We start from the raw sequence: 16,383 nt of genomic DNA on the forward strand, positions 1-16,383 counted from the left end.
ACCCCATATCACCAATTGGAACTGCACGCTGCCCGGTTCCGCGGCGGGCTGGCGCCCCTGGTCCCTGACTGGGGTCAGGCATCGATGCTGGTCGCGACCGAGGCAGGTGTGGCTGGACGGGCAGAAGAGACGCCGATCGAAGCTCGCGACGCATCACGGCGGCCCGGCAAATGGAGCACTGACGATTCCTGAGTGAATCACGAAGCAATTTCTGCGCAGGGAGCCGCGAGCACACGAATGGTCTTGACCGGGCGATCCAACACCAGCCTGCACCGACCGATGCCAGGCAGGATCACGGGCGCGTCGAAAGGTTTCAGCGACATCGACAACCGAGTTTAATGATCACGGCGCCGGGTAATCGAAGCAGGAGCGACTTGCGGTTCGCTCACATAATCCACCGGGCATACCGCAGATTTTGATAGACGACTAGAGAAGACTCAGCACGATCTTCTTCGCAGCAATTATCAACACTCGGACGAGAGGGACAAAGTTCCACCTCGCCGACCGCCTGACGACCGCTTGTCCCTGAAATCGCCTTCCACGTACGCCCCTCTGACCTGCGTTTCCTAAAAGCGCAGGTTCTGACGTTCGCGCCCGCTTCCCCGCGAAAGGCTGTCGTCATGTTTCGGCTTCCGCTCGGCTACTTCCTCGCCTATCTGCCCTATGCGATGCTCGTGAAAGCCCTGTCCAGCGGCGTCCTGCCAGGGGTGCCCGCCCCCTCCGGCGCGCTGATGCTGCTGCCCGCCGCCGCGCTCGGCCAGCTGGCCGTCATGCCCGTCCTCCTGGCGGCCTCCGGCTGGTGGCGGCATGCCAGGCGGCGCCGCCTGCTGGGCCTGCGGGTGATCGCGCCGGGGCGGGAGACGATGGCCGCCGGGTTCTTCTGCGCCCTCATCATCGCGACCACCACGGCGAACCTCGCCTTCGTCGGCGCCTCGGTACTGCTGGTGCTGCTGCTGATGCGCGGCGGCGTGCTGATCCTGTCCCCACTGATGGACGCCGCGCGGCGAAGGCGCATCCACGGCCACTCCTGGGCGGCTCTCGCTCTCAGCCTCACCGCGGTCGCCGTGGCACTGGGCGACGTGAAAGACCTGCGCATGCCGAGACCCCTGCTGCTCGGCCTCGCCCTCTACCTGATCGGATACACGGGCCGATTCGAGATCATGAGCCGTACGGCCAAGACGGGGGTCATCGCCATCGACCGGCGATATCTGGCCGAGGAGCACGCCACCGCTCCGGTGTTCCAGGTCGTCCTGCTGGCCGCCGCGGCACTGGCGGGCGTGCCGGACCTGCGCGAGGGCTTCACCGCGTTCCTCACCACGCCGACCGCCGCGGCGGCGGTGGCCGTCGGCGTGGCCTACGAGGTGCTGTTCGTGTTCGGCACGCTGATCTATCTGGACGCCCGCGAATACTCCTGGTGCGTGCCCGCCAACCGGTGCGCGAGCCTGCTGGCGGGCCTGGTCGCCTCCTACGCCCTGGTCCGGCTGGCGGGAATGCCCGCCCCCGGGCCCGCCCAACTGGCCGCCTTCGTCCTGATACTCGGCGCGATAACCGCATTGTCGGCCCCCACACTGTCGGCCCTCCTGCTCGCCCACCGGCGCCGCGACCAAAGAACCAGCACGGGGACGCGCGCAGCGTCGCGCCTGCGTCTGCTGTTCATCTGCGACGGCAACACCTCCCGCTCGGCCATGGCCGCCGCCATCGCCCGCAGCGACGCCCGCTCGGCCGCCACCGTGGCCCGTTCCACGACCACCGCGCGCCTGCTGGCCACCCTGCGCGCAGGGCCGCGGATCCAGTTCGCCAGCGGCGGCATTTCGGTCCGACGGCCGGGCGCACCCATGAACGACCAAGCCCGCGCGGCGTTGGCGGAGCTCGGCGTCCCGCCCGGCCGACACCGGGCCCGCCCGGTCAGTCCCAAACTGTGCCGGACGAGCACCGCCATCTACTGCATGACCCAAGCCCAGCGCGACGCACTCCTGGCGCTCATGCCCGACCTGCGCGAGCGCACCTTCCGCCTGGACGAGGCCGGCGACGTCCCCAACCCCTCCGGCCACTCACCTGAGACGTACGCGCGCTGCGCCCACCGGATCCGGCACGCCGTCCGGGCCCGCCTGACCGAACACCTCGGCCCCGCCCTCTGCCCGGACGGCAGGACGACCGCGCCCTGATCCACCCCGACAGCTCTCCACGCCCTCCCCGCATTGCGTGACACATTTGGAACGGCGTACGGCCGGGCCTGCGTCTCACCTTCGAGGACAGGGGGGCTGGTATGGGTTCACGGGTTCACGGGCCAAGCCGAGGTTTGGGCGCGGTCCTGTTCTGGGGGGGTGCTCCTTCCGGCAGTGGCCATCGCCGTCATCTTCTGGTTCGGCCGGGAGTTGGTGCCGTCGATTTCCGCCACGGCCCGTTCGGGTGAGCACGGCATGTTCACCGCCAAGCAGGGACGACGTCCGGGTCGACAACGTGGGCGAACGCGTGGACGCCCTGGACACCGGCAGCCCCACCAGCGTCTATGCCGACAGACACGTCGGAAAAACTCTCTGGGTAATCGCCTGGGTTCTGGGAGCCGTGACCTTGCTCGTCTTCTGCGGCCGGATCCTCTGGCGGCTACGCAAGGAACACCTCATACTCCGAGCCAACCGCAACCCCGGACCACGGTGAGCGCCCGAAATTCGAGGCCGACACAATCGCAACACTCACCACCGACCACCGGTGGTTGAAGGACACGTAAGCGTCTATGCCTCTGCTGCTGCATTTGTGTGCTGTACGGCTCTGGGTTAATCCGGAACTCCGAACAGATCTTTCAAGCGGTCGGCGTACTGCTGCAGTGACCGCGTCGTGGGGTGCTGGGCCCCAAGCGCAGCCAAGGCGCATTGTTCAGCTCGGGCGATCGCTGCGAGTGCTTCGGCGGCCCGCCCCAAATCGCGGTGTGTGGCGGCCAGGCTGCCCAACCGGGTGGCGACGTCGGGATGATCAGGCCCCAGCGCGGCCTCGGCGACGGCCAGCGCCCGTTCGTCCAACGGCAGCGCCTCGGCGGCACGCCCCAGCGCGCGGTGAGTAGCGGCCAGGCTGCCCAGCCGGGTGGCGACGTCGGGGTGGTCGGGCCCCAGCGCGGCCTCGGTGATGGCCAGCGCCCGTTCGTCCAACGGCAGCGCCTCGGCGGCACGCCCCAGCGCGCGGTGAGTAGCGGCCAGGTTCGCCAGCCGGGTGGCGACGTCGGGGTGATTCGGGCTCAGCGCGGCCTCGGCCATGGCCAGCGCCCGCTGCTCCAAGGGCAGTGCTTCCGCGGCCCGCCCCAACGCGCGGTATGTGGCCGCCAGGTTCCCCAGCCCGATGGCGACGTCGGGATGATCAGGGCCCAGCACAGCCTCGGCGAGAGCCAACGCCCGCTGCTCCAACGGCAGCGTCTCGGCCCACCGTCCCAGCGCGCGGAGCGTGACGGCCAGGTTCCCCAGCCCAATGGCGACGCTGAGGCTGCGCTGGGCCCTGATCAGTTCGGTGGGGTGATCAAGGCGCAGGGCGGCCTCGGCGATGGCCACCGCCCGCTGCTCGAACGGAAGCGCTTCGGCGGCCCGCCCCAGCGCGCGGTATGTGGCTGCCAGGTTGCCCAGCCCGATGGCGACCTCACGGTGATTCGGGCTCGGCGCGGCCTCGGTGATGGCCAGCGCCCGTTGCACCAACGGCAGTGCTTCGGCGGCTCGCCCCAACGCGCGGTGTGTGGCCGCCAGGTTCCCCAGCCGCGTCCCGACATGGGGGTGGTCGGGGCCCAGCGCCGCCTCGGCGATGGTGACCGCGGTGGTGAGCACCTCGTTGGCGCGTTGATACTCGCCCTGCGCGATCAGGAACATTCCCGTCTGGTTGAGCACGTGGCTTAACTGCTCTGACGGGCGGGACGAGGCGAGTGCGGCGGTGATCGCCTCCACATGGACGACCAGAGATCGCCAGACCGGCCAACCGGCCACATCGGAGTCAGGGTCGTCGGGCATGGCCGTGTGGAGCCAGGTGAGGGCGAGGTCACGGGCGGTACTGTGCGCGTGATCTTCGGTGATGTCCTGGGCCTGGGACAGGACGGCGGCTCGGGTAAGGCGGTGCATCGCCACCACCTCATCGGTCAGGTCGATCATGCTGTGCGAGGCCAGGACGCCCAGCGCTTCGTCCGCGGCCTCGGTGGCCTCGTCGTCTCCGCCGCCCAGCATCGATCGGGGAATGTCGACAGGGGCATACTGCGCCAGTACCCGAACAAGTTCGGCCGCCCCTGGGGCCTGCTCGTGGAGGGTTTCCAGGGTGATGTCCCACAGGCGGGCGATGGTGGCCTGTGCCTTGTCACCGTCGGCGGCCTTGGCGTGGTAGCGGGCCGGATGCTGCTGCAGCAATCCCAGATAGCGGCCCAACGTGATGCGGGTCTGACGAATGTAGGCGGCGGCCTGGTCCAACGCCAGCGGCAGATACCCGAGTTCCCGGGCGATCACCGCAGCCGTCCGCTGGTCTTCTGGGGTGGTGTGCCCGGTGATGGTGGTGATCAGTTCGGCGGCCGGTCCCGGGTCGAGCAACCCCAGCTGCAAGGTGCGGGTGGTGCCGGGCCAGCGCACATCCCGGCGACTGGTGATCAGCGCATGCCCGCCCTCCAAGCGCCCCAACAGCCCGGCGACATGGGTCGGGTCGGTGACGTTGTCCAACAGCAGTAGCCATCCCGGATGGGCCCGCAACCAGCCGACCGCCCACGCGGCGGCGTCCTCGGTGGTCGCCGCCCGCGCGGCATCCTGGACGAGTTGATGGGTCAACCCGGCCAACCCGGCCTCGACCTGTGGGGGGCTCTCGGCGGTCACCCACCACACCGCCTCATACCGCGTCCGGGCCCGATGGGCGTACTGCAACGCCATCTCCGACTTGCCCACCCCGCCCATGCCATACAGGGCCTGGGTCACCACCACCGTCTCATCGGCGGCGACCAAGACCTGTTCAAGCCGCTGGTAATCGTCGTCGCGTCCGAGGAACACCGGTGTGGCCGGGCGCGGCAATCCGACTATCCGCGCGGCGGGCCGCACGGTCTCCGGCGCTGGAAGCGACACCGCAACCTGGGTGATCTCATCGCCGGTCTTGACGGTGCCGAGGTTGACACAGACCCCTGGCGACCGGGGCCCTGAGGTCTGCAGGTCGACGGCCGGTGAGGAACTGACCCGCTGCTCGTCTCCCGTGATGTCGTCGGTCATGGCCGGTCACCGCGAGAAAGTGTTGCCGTCGCCGGTGGCGATGACGCCGTGGTTGGTGTGCACTGCCGGGGACCGCTCCCCGGACGTCATCACCTGCACCCCGGCCTTGTGCGCGTCCTGGACCCACTGCCGGACCTGCGCCGCCAGCTCGGCATCGGCGGCCAGAGCGCTGCGCATGGCCCTGCGCAACGCGGCCCGGTTGTCACGGTCGTCGGGATCGTCGATCACACCGGCCAGCGGCTGTGGGACCTCCTCGCCCTCCGCGCGGACACCGAAGATCCGCTGCGCCAGCCGCCGCCCGAACCCCACCGTGGCATCGGCGGCCTGGTCCTGCGTGCGCGCCAACACCGCTACCCCGTAGGCGCCCGCCGCCGTGGTCACGTACTGCGTCACGTGCCCGGCCAACTGCACCAGATCCCCAGACATCCCCGCGCCTTCCCTAAACGATCACCAGTGACCACGTGGCCACTGACCGTCACCCCGGGAGGGTAGACGTCCCACCCGACCCTCCGGACGCAAACAGCGTCCGCGACCGAAACCGGCCCACCACCCACATCCCCGACCCGGTTCGGCAAGCCTCCAGAAGCCGCGCTACCAGCGCAGGTCCGCCAAGGGTGGCCGCGCCATCAAGACCCAGGATCGGAGATCATGCCCCTGGCCTGGGTCTTCGCCGTGAGAGCGGGTGACCACATAGCGGGCACGACGGCCGATGAACAAGACAGGCGCAGCCGGCGTGCCGAGCTCGCCGTGGCATGCAGCGGATCCGCGACGAGAAGTGACTCGTGCCACGGCAGTTTCGGTGAGTTCGTCTTCCGCAGGCGGGAAGTCGCTATGCTGCCGTCTGGCAGACACGCCTGCCGGTCTGAGCACCGAGCGCCTACGCCGCTGGTGCGCCGACGACAAAGCGTCAAAGGACGACGCGTGGTCCCTCCGAGTTCATGCCGTCCAGCGGCGTGCGTAGGACTCCGCCCGAGGACGCCATGACCGCCGACCGCCGTCGTCACCCTTCCCGCAACCTGCAACGCCGCATTCGCCGCCGGCAGGCCAAGACCGGTGAGAGCTACTTGACCGCGGCCGCCGCCGTCGAGGCCGAGTGGGAACAGGGGCAGCGCTACCTGTCCGATCCGGCGGTGCCCGCCGATATGGCCGCTGCGGTCCATGTGGCCGGGCTCATCCCCCTGGAGCCGGTGACGGTGTCGCCAGGCTGGGACTGGTGGTGTCGCTGCCGCTGGTGCGACGCGGTCGTCGATGTCGCCGCTTCGGGCGGGGAACCGCCTGCGCCGGGGCGCTTGCGGCACTTCGGAGAATCCTTCAGGCATGCGGCCGGCCTCTGCTCGCAGCCGGAACCCGACCTTTACTCGCTGGAGCTGGAGGAGGATCGGGTCCGCTGGTCCGCATGGGTGGATGCTTACGACTGTGCCGTTACCGAGGCCATGCAGGGTGTACTCGCCGGTCGGGGAGGCAGGGGGTGAGCCACGGCGACGTCCTGGTGCTCTTGCTCGGCGTGTCGATCGCCCTGCATGCCGCTACCGTCTCGGCCCTGCTCGCCCGGCGGGCCGGGCGAGGTCATGCCGAATCGGCTCTGGCGGCTGGGGGTGCTGTTGTCGCCGCGCTCTCGCTCTGGATCGCAGTGGTCGGCCTCTACCGATAGGACCGGCCGACCGGGGACGGTCGTCACAAGCGCGTCCAGGCACAGCCGGGGAGATCAGAGTCCGATACCGATGGTGGCGTTCTCGATCAGTTCGTCCGATGCGGATGCAGCCGAGGAGCGCGCGGCTGTCGTGGGGTCCATCCGCCCTGGTCGGCGATGACCTGGATGCGTTTCCCGGTCTGTCACGGTCACGGTCCGGGGCACGGTCCGGCCGCCGCGCTTGCCGAACAGGGGGGTGGCGCGCAGGTGCGCGTCCAGGTCCTCTATGTTGCGGGTCCGCAGCGCCGACAGCTCGTCGCGACGGGCGGGGATGCCGAGCCCGACCAGCAGCAGCGCCTGGTCCCGGTCTCCGTCCATGGTGTCGGGGCAGGCGAGGAGCATCCGTTCGAGCCGGTCGACGGTGACGGCCGGTGCCTTGCCGCGGCCGCGCGGTGGAAGTCCCTGCTCGGCTTCGGTGCGGACCTCGGCGTCCAGGACGGCGCGTCCGTGCCGGGTGGCGGCCCGATCGATCTGCACGCCTCGCTGGGTGTGGCCGTCGGAGATGACGGACAGGTTCCGCTCGATCGTGCCCGGGGCGTGCCCGGCCAGCCAGCGCCACCGTACGAACGCGGTCACGCGGCCGCGGGTCGCCGGCACCTCGGGGATGCCGACCGCGGCGCAGGACTCGGCCCAGGTCGTCCAGTCCCGCTCGTACGCGCGGGCGGTGTTCGCGTTGCGCTGCCGCTGGAGGTGGACGCCGGCGCTTGCGTCGGCGTCGGGCTCGGCGAGCCGGGCGAGCTGCTCAGGCGTCGAAGTGGCACCGGGCCCGGGTGCGGGCGGCCAGGTCACGCAGCACGACCGCGCGCCGCGCGACCTCGGGAGCGACCTCTAGCGTCACCGGGTCATCCCCAGCCGTATTTGCCCTGGTACTCGCCGACGTGGGGGACGTCCCAGTCCCAGCCTTGCCAGGCCGGGTACTCCCCATACCGGGTGGGGACGCGCCGCAGGTGCACGGGGATGGGCGTCAGCGGTCCGCCGCCCTGGGGCCGGACGGCGGCGCACATGGCGAAGATGCCGAGATCGACGTTGTGGTCGATCGAGTTGGGGGCCGAGACGCCGTGCGTCTTGCTGATGGTGGCCTCCACTCCGCCGCCGGTCACCCGCGCGAACTTCCAGTTGCCGTGTTCCCAGCCGACGTTCCACACACTCGGCAGGGAGGTCGTGGGGAGGGTCCACAGCGGCCAGGCGAAAACCTGCATGTTATCGACGCGGAACCAGCCGGAGGGCAGGCCCTCGGGGCGATCCGGGCCGGGGAACATCGGGTAGCCGAATTCGCCCACGGCCAACGTCGCGAGCCAGGTGGCACCGGGAACGGCCATGCTCCCGCCGGGCCCGCGCAGGTCGGGGTCGGTGGAGTAGGTCGCCCGGTGGTCAAGCAACCATCCCTCCGAGCCCTCGACCCGTCGCCAGCCGGTCAGCGCCTCGGTGAGCAGACGCTTGGGGTCGCGGCGCACTTCCAGCATCGGGTAGTACCAGAAGCTCCCGATGGTCTGCCGTCCCCGGACGGCGATGAGCGGGTTCACCAGGCAGTGGCCATCGGCGTCGGTGTCCCTCTCCGACAGCGTGGCGCGCAGCCACCATTCGCTGGCGCCACGGCTGGCCAACCGCCGGTACCCGCCGGGCGTGACCCGCAGCGGGTCGGGCCCACCGCGCCGCCGTCGCACCGGAAAATCGGTGGTGCCCGGCAGCGCCTCACCCTCGCCGATCCCTCTCAGCCTTTTCGTGAGCTCCACGACCAGATCCGCGACGCTCGCGGCGTCGTGACAGTGCAGGATGGCGTGCCGATCCTCGGGGTCCCAGCTGAGATAGCTGAGCCCCGACACCTGCGTCCGCAGGCCCATCACGGCGAGAAAACCCAAGGGGTCGTCGCCGATCAGGCCTGGAAGGTCGATCCGGTGCAGATCGCTCATGATCGCTCCCACGATCGTTCCTGGCGAGCCTGGGACGGCGGGTCAGCGGTCATCGCGGCGGGATCGACGACGGCGTGCGTGCCGCCGGGCTCGACCCGGCCGGGCGTCGACGTGCCGCAGCCGCGGCACTCCAGCACCACGGCGGGCCGGACGGCGACCTTGGTCTGCACCCCGGCGAGCGCGTACGTCCGGGGCGGCGGATCGGCGATCACCCGCTCGACGATGTGCAAGGCGTGCTGGCGGCGGCAGGCCGGGCACGGGTCGGCGACGGGTTCGGCCCCGGCGGGCGACGACGGCAGCGCAGGCAGCGCCGGGTCGGGGGACGGGTTGATCGACATGGGCGGGGTTTCCGGCTCGGGGACGGGAGGCGTCCGGGGGCACCTCCGATATTGAACGTTATCGGTGCGCTGTTGAGACCATGCGTGATTTGGGCCCGTGGCGCCGTGGGCCAGTCAGCCCGTCGACTCCTTGAGCATGGGCGCGTCTCGCCGCCATGAGCCGGTCGGGGTGACCAGCCGCCACGGAGTCATCTTGATCACGGTGATGCCCCTGTCGCGATGGTCCTCGCCGCCCAGGATCCGCGGGTTGTAGCCGAGCGGTTCCGCTGCGGCCGCGAAAAGGTCCCAGACCCTGCCCCGGGTCGCCTCATCGTCGGCGATCTCTCCAACGCACTCGGCTACCGCGACCTCGTGCGCGGGGTCCCAATACGAGCACGAAACGTAGGGCCGGTGAGTGAGATGCGCGATCTTCGGCGAGGTCGAGCGGGTGAACATCCAGCCGGTGACGCCGTCCTCACCGCGTTCCCAGTAGGGATGCACGACGCGGGAACGTGGGCGACCCTGCCGATCCACCGTGGCCAGGGTGCACCAGACGATGCGGTGAGCGACGCGGACGAAGTCGCCGAGCAGCCCGGCCTCGGGCCTGCTAGATTCCACAACCATGGTTGTGCATCCTACGCCCGAGAACCTCGACCTGTCACTGGCCGCTCTGTTCGCGGGCTGGGCCATGATCGACGAGGTTCAGCGGCGGCTGGCGGCCGACGGCTTCAGCGAGCTGCGATTCAACGACGGGGTCGTGATCCAGCACGTGCTCGCCGCACCGTTGTCGATCACCACCCTCGCCGAACGGATGAACGTCAGCCAGCAGGCCGCGTCCAAGGCCGTCGCCGACCTTGAGCGCCGCGGACTGCTCACCCGCAATCCCTCCCCCGACGACGCACGCGCCAGGCTGCTGTACCTCACCGACTACGGCCAGGCCGCGGTCGATGCCGCCCGCAGGCATCGCGCGGCCCTCGACGCGGAACTGGCCAATGAATTCGGCCGGGAACGCGTCACCGAAACACGCGCACTACTTGCCGAACTCCTGTCCTACTTCAACGTCGACGGCGTGATCCGCAGGCGCGCGATCCGCCCGCCCGCCTGAACCTCCTCCAAGCCCCCCGAGTCTGTCGCCCCCATCCCCGTAAACAGGTCACGTCGCAAAGGCCAAGAGCGACTTCAGCGGGTGCACTCCAGCGTTTTCCTCACAGGGCGAACAGATCGAAATAGTTCCCGTAGTTGATGGTTACGCCCGGATCGCCGGCGCCTTTGACACGTGATTGCACGACAAGATCGGTCGCAAGTACGCGACCGAGATTCGCGCCTATAACAAAGAAGTGGAAGAATTCAACCGTGAATGGGCGCGAATGTTCGCCAAGTAGCGTCATGCCCGCCGTTGGCGGCTCACGCTGCACTCATCTCGACAGAGCCATGCGATCTGCGGCAAGAGAGGGTTTTGGGGGCTGAAACAGCACCCGGGATAGATCATTCGGTCGAGGAGCGTAGGTAGGTCATGAGGGCCTTGCCGCGCGGGGAGAGGCGGTAGCCGGTCTCCAGGCTTTCGGTGAGGCCGAGGGCCTTGAGGCGGCGGACGTCGGCCTTGAAAGGGAGTTTGTCGCGGTCCAGGCGTTCGGCCAGGTCCAGGGCGCGGAGGCCGGGGCGTTCCTCGATGAGGCGCAGGACCTCGCGGGTCCAGGGGCCGCGGCGGCTGCGGGTGTCGATGGCGTCCAGGGCGGCTTTGAGGTCGGCCAGCTCCTGGTCGGTCAGGTCGGCGTTTGCGGCCAGCTCCGATCGGGGGTCGGGGCCGCCCAGATGGAGCATGACGCGGTGGTAGCCGCCCTGCTTGGTGCTCTTGGACAGGGCGGTGAGCAGCGCCGCGCGGCTCTTGAAGCCCGAACGCAGGGCGTCCTGTTCGGTGATCTCCTCGGGGGTGACGGGCGTGACCGAGTCGATGACGATGATCCCCGCCCAGGTGCGCTGGGTGCTCCCCGCGCGGACCCGCGGCTCGGCCCACACCCGAAACACCCGATCGATCCGCCCGCCCGCGATCCCCTCAAGGACCTCCCGCCTGAACAGCATCGTTCCCTCCCAGGTGATACGCCTCTCCATCTGCAACTTCATGCAGGAGACCCAGTAGGTCATGCTAGGCGAGGTGCAGAAGGTCGCCCGGAGCAGCAACGACACCCGGACGGCCACCTCGGCCGGTCGTCGACCAGATTCGCCGACGAACTCCGCGATTAGGCACTGCGCCGCGAAGGACTCTCCGGCACCCGCAAGCCTGACACTCGCTGCCGACGGCCAGAACCTCGAACAGGACCGTCCACCGCCTTCATTTCTGGCCGTGGCACGTGAGCGGGGTGACGGAGAGACGGGCGCGGGGGGACGGAGAGGCGGGCGGCGCGCGGAGGTCATGGCTGGGATGTGGCCGGGGGCGCCAGGATCGCGGCGGCGACCTGTCGGGGATCGTGGCTGATGGCCAGGTGCGCCTGACCATGCAGGAGGGTGAGTTCGGTCTGGTGGAGTCCGGCGGCGATCGCTTCGATCGCCGGGCGGTGGTAGGCGGGGCTCTCAGTCCCCAGCAGGAATCGGACGGGAACGGCGATTCCCGAGAGCCGGTCGGACGTGTCGAAGGCCGTGACGCACCGGGCTTCGCGCATGATGGTGGAAGCGTTGTCCAGGGACGCCTGCCAGATCGGAGGTGTCTTGATGGCTGCGAAATCGGCGGGGGCCAGGATCTGCCGGGCGAAGGTCTCCAGCATCGCCTCCGCCTCGCCCGCCGCCGCGAGCGTGTGGAGCCGGTCAAGGACGTCGGGTGGAATGACGGGGTGGCCGGGAGTGGGCGCCGGGGGCTCGTACAGGATCATCCGGCCGATCGCGTCGGTGATCAGGGCGGCCTCCAGCGAACACAGCGCCCCGTAGGAGTGGCCGACCAGGTGGACGTCTCGTCCGGCCGCCTCCACGACGGCGGCGACGTCCTCGCCTTCCCGTCGGATGTCGTAGTCGCCGCCGGTGGTGTCGTCCCGGGAGGCGCTGCCTCTTCGTCCCCGCCGATCAAGGAGGTGGAGGGTGAATTGCCCGGCGAGCCCCGGGACCAGGGCCGACCAGCACCGCCGGTCGAGGGCGGTGCCATGGACCAGCACCAGCGGTGGCCCCTGGCCCAGCCTCTTGACGCTGAGGAGGGTGCCGTCGGCGGACCGGACCATTGCGGCTTCGCTCATGAGGCGGCTCATCCTGTTGGGGTGGTCAGGCGGTCGAGGGCGCCGGTCTGGGCGAGAATGGCGAAGCGGTCCGGCACGCCCCAGTGCTCGACGATGCGGCCGTCCACGACGCGGGCGATGTCGATCACTGTGATGTCGACGGGGCGGCCGGTCGGCGGGCCGAAGTAGGGACCGGTCGCCGTTCCCCGTACACGCACCCGGACCCAGATCGTGTCCCCTTGTTCCACCGAGTCCTCGATGGTGATCGAGGCGTCCGGCAGGAGAGCGTGGACGTCCCGGATCGCGTCCTTGACGTTCTGGATCGCGGCCGCTCCGTCCCCGGCCAGGCCGAACTGGTGCTCGACGAGGTCTGCTGAGCAGAGCTGGTCGGCGATGGCGCCGTCGCCCGTGGCGAAGCCCTCATCGAAGATGCGCCGCATCACGGTGAAGGCTTCGGATGCGGCGGCGCCGGTCATGGATGTGCCGATCTGAACGTTCATCGGATCTCCTCAGAGTAGCCCGGTGCAGGTTCCATGCACTCGATGCACAGTCACTGCACTCACAACACTGATACTGTGCTCAGATGGCACGTCCTGTCAAGCCCCGTTCGACCTACCGGCAGGTCCAGGCGGAAGAGACACGGCATCGCATCGCCGACGCGGCACGGCGGCTGTTCGCTACCGGCGGCTACGGCTCGACCAGCATCCAGGCCATCGCGGCTGAGGCCGGAGTGGCGGTCCGCACCGTCTACTCGGCGTTCGGCACGAAGCGGGAGATCCTCTCCCTGCTCTGCGAGCGCTGGCTGGAGCAGGCAGGCGCCGCGGAACGGGCCCAGGAGGTGTTGGCCGAACCAGATCCGGCCCGCCGGCTCCGCGGTGCCGCACATTGGCTGCGGACGCTGTACGCGGCCGGGTTCGACGTGGTGCTGATCTTCGAGGCGGCGACCGATGAGAGTCCCGAGACACGTGCGATGCTGCGATCCAAGCTGGCAGGCCGCAACGAGGTGATGAACGCCATGATGGCGTCGCTGGAAGACCACCTGCGGGTGCCGGTGGGTGACGCGCAGGCGCTCTACCGGGCCCTGGCCAGCCCCGGGGTCTACCGCGAGCTGGTAGAAGAATCCGGCTGGACGCCCGACGAGTTCGAGCGCTGGGTCGGCGACACCCTCGCCAGCCACCTGCTCGCCACCTGACCCCCCGGCCCACGCCACCTGCTCGCCACCTGACCCCCGGCCCACGGCACCAACGGCTAAGTCGTGACCATGACCAATCCTCAACTGCCCGCCGTGCCGCTGAGCACTACAACCCACGCCTCGACGGCCACGCGATCAACATCCTGACTCACCCCGGACGACTCTCGCGCTGGCGCCGGCCCCTACCGCAGCACGAGAAACGACCGCCCATCGGCAGACCAGTGCGTTCGGTCTGAGGCGGATTGGGTGTTCGGCCGTGTCGATGGCTCCCCCGCAGACCTCCCGCTCCGCGGGAGACGCAACGTGCCAGGTTGAGGCCCGAACGTGGCCGCCTCCATGAGCGGCGCGCCACGATGGTCCTCCCGCATCGCGAGGAGGGTCAGCATGGGCACGGGCGACAGGAGAATCGTCTTCTTCGCCGCCACTGTGCTGTTGGTGATGGCCGTCCTGCCCGGGTGCCTGCTGCTCGGTCCGCTCCACTTGGGGGACGGGGAGGCTGCGCGACTTGTGGCCGTGCTCACGTTCGTCGGCGTTCTGGTGACCGCGTCCGTATCGCTGATCGGACTCATGGTGAACCGCCAGACCGAACACCGGCTGCAGACAGAGCAAGCCGAACAGAGCCGCCAGCTCCGGCTGGACTCGGCGATGCGCGCAGGACAGTTGATCGCCCCCCTGACGGAGGCTCGTCCGATCCGGCCGCCCTGGCCTCCGGGCTCCTCGCGCTCACCAAGCTCGACAACGCCGATCTCGCCGTGACCTTGCTGGTCGACCTGTGGTCTCCCCGAGAATCTGCGTGTCTCCCATGAGACCGCCGTGCTCGTCATCGACGCGGCACTACGCTCGCCATCGTCCAACGCGCAGCTCATCGCCGCCGAACTGCTGTGCCGCCACTCGACCCGCCTCAACCCGTGTCAGTCCCTGCACTGGCCGAGTGCGGTGGAGGGCCGCTGGGTACCCGACCTCAGCCCACGGGCCAAGCTGCTGCTGGTCGAGGCGCTGGTGAACATGACGTTGGCCGGACCGACCAGCGAGAGCGCCCTGCGCGCGGTCGCCGTCCGTCTCTACGGCATCTGGCGTGACGATCCCGACGACCGTGTACGGGGCTGCATCGGCAAGCTCATCGAATCACTGATCAGCAGGCTCAACGACCTCGGCTACAAGGACTTCATGCAGGGAACCCAGCAGATCATGCTAGGCGAGTTGCAGGAGGCCGCCCGGAGCAGGAGCGACAACCCGGACGGCTACCTCGACCGGTTGTCGACCAAGTTCGCCGACGACCTCCGCGACTGGGCACAGCGCTGCGAAGGACTCCCCACAGAACACGGATGCCTCGCCACAGCCGACTGACCAAGAGCTACAGGTCCCCGAGAGGGCGCCCGTTCACGCGCGGACGATCAAGATCGAGCCTCACACGCCGGACCGCTTGACCAGCTCCTGAGCGAAGACCTAGCCCGCTCCCGCAGCCCGCGCAACTCCGCCGCAAGCCGAAGCCGTCGCACGTACGGACTGATCAACATCTCACCCCGCGTCATAGAACGGCGACTGTCACGTCTCTAGGACATGCAGCGCCCACGACCGTCCAACCGCCTCGCCACGCGGCCGATCCCGCTTCTCGGTCACCTCCACGACGGCCACTCGGAGGTCATCCCATGAACGTCCTCACCCGCACCTGCCCCTGCGAAAAGCGAACGGCGACGGAGCACCAGCCTCACCGCAGCCTCGTCCTCGCCTCGAACCGCGCCCACCCGCACAACCTCGCCCGGCTAAGAACACTGCTCCACCGCCGCGCCGCCAACCGGCCCCTAGTCCCCATCACACCCGACGAACCGGCTGAACCACTCGCCCACGTCCTCGGCCACCCGCAGGGTGCCGACTTCATCGGCCCCGGCGCCGACGGCCTCCTACGCGCCATCCTCACCGAGGCCCTCACCAGCAAGATCGGCGTGTCCTGGATCGTCGCAACCCGATACGACGTGAACGCACTCTGGGCCGACGCCCTCGACGACACCCTCCTCACCAAGCTCTCGTCCCGCCTCCACGTCACCGAGACCCTGGAGGACGCCATCGAGCGCCTGGAATTCAAGGCCGACACGATCGCAGCACTCAGCATCGACCACCGACCACTCACCAACCCGTCCGTCCTCTGGCTCGCATCACCCGGCCCGGACGCCGACGTCGTCCACCAGACACTCCAGCAATGGCCCGGCGACAACCTCATCGCACTCATCGCCGGCAGCTGGCCCCACGGCCCCACCCACTTCATCAACCACGACGGCCCCCGAGCACTCCCACATCAACCAATCAACCTGCCATCCGCTCAAGAGTCAGCCACCCAACTCCGCTCCTCAACCGCGTACCCCTAAAAGCACCGAACGCGAACAGATCAGGTGGTGCGCCGCCGGGGGCACTCGGGGAGGCACATTCCCCCTCGCACCACACAATCCAAATGCGTCGCACCCGGTAAGTGCCAAGGAACGGCGGCACGTCGACGGCGGGCGGGTTCGCGGACGGCCGAAGGGAGCGGGCATGGTGACCGCGGCGAACCGACGGCAGGGGCGTAGCTTGAACACCCCTGGCACTCGGAGTGGAAGGGCCGGGGCGCACTGTCTGGAAGTCGCCGAGTCCTTCCGTCGAAATGCTCGTCCCGTTGGGGCGAGGGAGGCGACCTCTCCAGGTGGGCGGGCCCTGATCGCGTGGAGCAGGTGATCAGTTCGGCGCGGGACTTGATCCTCGGACGGCCGGGAGCTGAGGTCGCAAATCGGGCAGTCGTCGGCCCTTGGTGCCGTCGTGTCAGCCATGATCACAGGCGGGCCGGAGTGATGGGTCAATGAAAGAAGATCAACTTCAGGGATCAACATCCCTGGCCTGGG

The 16,383-nt window shown here is 69.2% G+C and carries 18 protein-coding genes; 8 read left to right on the forward strand and 10 right to left on the reverse strand.

Annotated features, from left to right (window positions below; translation table 11 throughout):
• Window positions 1–620 precede the first annotated feature (620 nt).
• A complete protein-coding gene (locus ACH34T_RS07135) occupies window positions 621–2,165 on the forward strand; it encodes a hypothetical protein (RefSeq protein WP_395991173.1) in 1,545 nt (514 codons plus the stop codon).
• Window positions 2,166–2,774: 609 nt separating this feature from the next.
• Here the strand turns inward: ACH34T_RS07135 and ACH34T_RS07140 are convergent.
• Together ACH34T_RS07140 and ACH34T_RS07145 are read right to left on the reverse strand one after the other, a co-directional pair.
• Window positions 2,775–5,207 (reverse strand): tetratricopeptide repeat protein, encoded by a 2,433-nt coding sequence (locus ACH34T_RS07140; protein WP_395991174.1) that lies wholly within the window; start codon window positions 5,205–5,207, stop codon window positions 2,775–2,777.
• A 6-nt stretch (window positions 5,208–5,213) separates the two neighbouring features.
• Window positions 5,214–5,633: a hypothetical protein gene (locus tag ACH34T_RS07145; RefSeq protein WP_395991175.1), complete on the reverse strand. Its 420-nt coding sequence runs from the start codon at window positions 5,631–5,633 to the stop codon at window positions 5,214–5,216.
• A 554-nt stretch (window positions 5,634–6,187) separates the two neighbouring features.
• Here ACH34T_RS07145 and ACH34T_RS07150 point away from each other — a divergent pair.
• Entirely contained in the window at window positions 6,188–6,679 is a 492-nt protein-coding gene (locus tag ACH34T_RS07150; RefSeq protein ID WP_395991176.1) for a hypothetical protein, read from the forward strand.
• Window positions 6,676–6,858, forward strand: coding sequence for a hypothetical protein (locus ACH34T_RS07155; RefSeq protein ID WP_395991177.1), 183 nt, complete (start codon window positions 6,676–6,678; stop codon window positions 6,856–6,858). Before ACH34T_RS07150 ends, ACH34T_RS07155 begins: the two co-directional genes overlap by 4 nt.
• A 54-nt stretch (window positions 6,859–6,912) precedes the next feature.
• Here the strand turns inward: ACH34T_RS07155 and ACH34T_RS07160 are convergent, their stop codons facing one another.
• From ACH34T_RS07160 to ACH34T_RS07175, 4 genes are all read right to left on the reverse strand, one after another.
• Window positions 6,913–7,686, reverse strand: a complete 774-nt coding sequence (locus ACH34T_RS07160; protein ID WP_395991178.1) for a hypothetical protein — start codon at window positions 7,684–7,686, stop codon at window positions 6,913–6,915.
• Window positions 7,687–7,739: 53 nt separating this feature from the next.
• A complete protein-coding gene (locus ACH34T_RS07165; RefSeq protein WP_395991179.1) occupies window positions 7,740–8,807 on the reverse strand; it encodes a hypothetical protein in 1,068 nt (355 codons plus the stop codon).
• Window positions 8,804–9,145, reverse strand: coding sequence for a hypothetical protein (locus ACH34T_RS07170; protein WP_395991180.1), 342 nt, complete (start codon window positions 9,143–9,145; stop codon window positions 8,804–8,806). The genes ACH34T_RS07165 and ACH34T_RS07170 overlap by 4 nt, the downstream gene beginning before the upstream one ends.
• Before the next feature lie 114 nt (window positions 9,146–9,259).
• On the reverse strand, window positions 9,260–9,748 hold the full coding sequence (locus ACH34T_RS07175; protein WP_395991181.1) for a pyridoxamine 5'-phosphate oxidase family protein: 489 nt from the start codon (window positions 9,746–9,748) through the stop codon (window positions 9,260–9,262).
• Here ACH34T_RS07175 and ACH34T_RS07180 point away from each other — a divergent pair.
• Window positions 9,747–10,229, forward strand: coding sequence for a MarR family winged helix-turn-helix transcriptional regulator (locus ACH34T_RS07180; protein ID WP_395991182.1), 483 nt, complete (start codon window positions 9,747–9,749; stop codon window positions 10,227–10,229). The genes ACH34T_RS07175 and ACH34T_RS07180 overlap by 2 nt on opposite strands.
• Window positions 10,230–10,329: 100 nt before the next feature.
• On the opposite strand, the gene ACH34T_RS07185 is transcribed toward ACH34T_RS07180, so the two are convergent.
• The 4 genes from ACH34T_RS07185 to ACH34T_RS07200 all read right to left on the reverse strand — a co-directional run bounded on the left by ACH34T_RS07185 (window position 10,330) and on the right by ACH34T_RS07200 (window position 12,821).
• Window positions 10,330–10,539: a hypothetical protein gene (locus tag ACH34T_RS07185; protein ID WP_395991183.1), complete on the reverse strand. Its 210-nt coding sequence runs from the start codon at window positions 10,537–10,539 to the stop codon at window positions 10,330–10,332.
• A 70-nt stretch (window positions 10,540–10,609) separates the two neighbouring features.
• Window positions 10,610–11,233 (reverse strand): hypothetical protein, encoded by a 624-nt coding sequence (locus tag ACH34T_RS07190; RefSeq protein ID WP_395991184.1) that lies wholly within the window; start codon window positions 11,231–11,233, stop codon window positions 10,610–10,612.
• Window positions 11,234–11,532: 299 nt separating this feature from the next.
• Entirely contained in the window at window positions 11,533–12,342 is an 810-nt protein-coding gene (locus ACH34T_RS07195) for an alpha/beta fold hydrolase (protein WP_395991185.1), read from the reverse strand.
• A gap of 8 nt (window positions 12,343–12,350) precedes the next feature.
• Complete coding sequence (locus ACH34T_RS07200) at window positions 12,351–12,821, reverse strand: ester cyclase (protein ID WP_395991186.1); 471 nt, start codon at window positions 12,819–12,821, stop codon at window positions 12,351–12,353.
• Between the two features lie 83 nt (window positions 12,822–12,904).
• Here ACH34T_RS07200 and ACH34T_RS07205 point away from each other — a divergent pair, with 83 nt between their 5' ends.
• The 4 genes from ACH34T_RS07205 (at window position 12,905) to ACH34T_RS07220 (ending at window position 15,876) form a co-directional block, all read left to right on the forward strand.
• Window positions 12,905–13,513 (forward strand): TetR/AcrR family transcriptional regulator, encoded by a 609-nt coding sequence (locus tag ACH34T_RS07205; RefSeq protein WP_395991187.1) that lies wholly within the window; start codon window positions 12,905–12,907, stop codon window positions 13,511–13,513.
• Window positions 13,514–13,897: 384 nt separating this feature from the next.
• Window positions 13,898–14,269, forward strand: a complete 372-nt coding sequence (locus tag ACH34T_RS07210) for a hypothetical protein (protein WP_395991188.1) — start codon at window positions 13,898–13,900, stop codon at window positions 14,267–14,269.
• Between the two features lie 57 nt (window positions 14,270–14,326).
• Complete coding sequence (locus ACH34T_RS07215) at window positions 14,327–14,860, forward strand: hypothetical protein (RefSeq protein ID WP_395991189.1); 534 nt, start codon at window positions 14,327–14,329, stop codon at window positions 14,858–14,860.
• Window positions 14,861–15,162: 302 nt separating this feature from the next.
• Complete coding sequence (locus ACH34T_RS07220; RefSeq protein WP_395991190.1) at window positions 15,163–15,876, forward strand: hypothetical protein; 714 nt, start codon at window positions 15,163–15,165, stop codon at window positions 15,874–15,876.
• Window positions 15,877–16,383 lie beyond the last annotated feature (507 nt).

This window comes from Actinomadura sp. 9N215 (assembly GCF_044326345.1).
Taxonomy (GTDB): domain Bacteria; phylum Actinomycetota; class Actinomycetes; order Streptosporangiales; family Streptosporangiaceae; genus Spirillospora.

Coding starts and splice junctions, on each gene's coding strand:
- ACH34T_RS07135 (WP_395991173.1), top strand. CDS start 621: ATGTTTCGGCTTCCGCTCGGCTACTTCCTCGCCTATCTGCCCTATGCG.
- ACH34T_RS07140 (WP_395991174.1), bottom strand. CDS start 5,207: ATGACCGACGACATCACGGGAGACGAGCAGCGGGTCAGTTCCTCACCG.
- ACH34T_RS07145 (WP_395991175.1), bottom strand. CDS start 5,633: ATGTCTGGGGATCTGGTGCAGTTGGCCGGGCACGTGACGCAGTACGTG.
- ACH34T_RS07150 (WP_395991176.1), top strand. CDS start 6,188: ATGACCGCCGACCGCCGTCGTCACCCTTCCCGCAACCTGCAACGCCGC.
- ACH34T_RS07165 (WP_395991179.1), bottom strand. CDS start 8,807: ATGAGCGATCTGCACCGGATCGACCTTCCAGGCCTGATCGGCGACGAC.
- ACH34T_RS07170 (WP_395991180.1), bottom strand. CDS start 9,145: ATGTCGATCAACCCGTCCCCCGACCCGGCGCTGCCTGCGCTGCCGTCG.
- ACH34T_RS07180 (WP_395991182.1), top strand. CDS start 9,747: ATGGTTGTGCATCCTACGCCCGAGAACCTCGACCTGTCACTGGCCGCT.
- ACH34T_RS07175 (WP_395991181.1), bottom strand. CDS start 9,748: ATGGTTGTGGAATCTAGCAGGCCCGAGGCCGGGCTGCTCGGCGACTTC.
- ACH34T_RS07190 (WP_395991184.1), bottom strand. CDS start 11,233: ATGGAGAGGCGTATCACCTGGGAGGGAACGATGCTGTTCAGGCGGGAG.
- ACH34T_RS07195 (WP_395991185.1), bottom strand. CDS start 12,342: ATGAGCGAAGCCGCAATGGTCCGGTCCGCCGACGGCACCCTCCTCAGC.
- ACH34T_RS07200 (WP_395991186.1), bottom strand. CDS start 12,821: ATGAACGTTCAGATCGGCACATCCATGACCGGCGCCGCCGCATCCGAA.
- ACH34T_RS07205 (WP_395991187.1), top strand. CDS start 12,905: ATGGCACGTCCTGTCAAGCCCCGTTCGACCTACCGGCAGGTCCAGGCG.
- ACH34T_RS07210 (WP_395991188.1), top strand. CDS start 13,898: ATGGGCACGGGCGACAGGAGAATCGTCTTCTTCGCCGCCACTGTGCTG.
- ACH34T_RS07220 (WP_395991190.1), top strand. CDS start 15,163: ATGAACGTCCTCACCCGCACCTGCCCCTGCGAAAAGCGAACGGCGACG.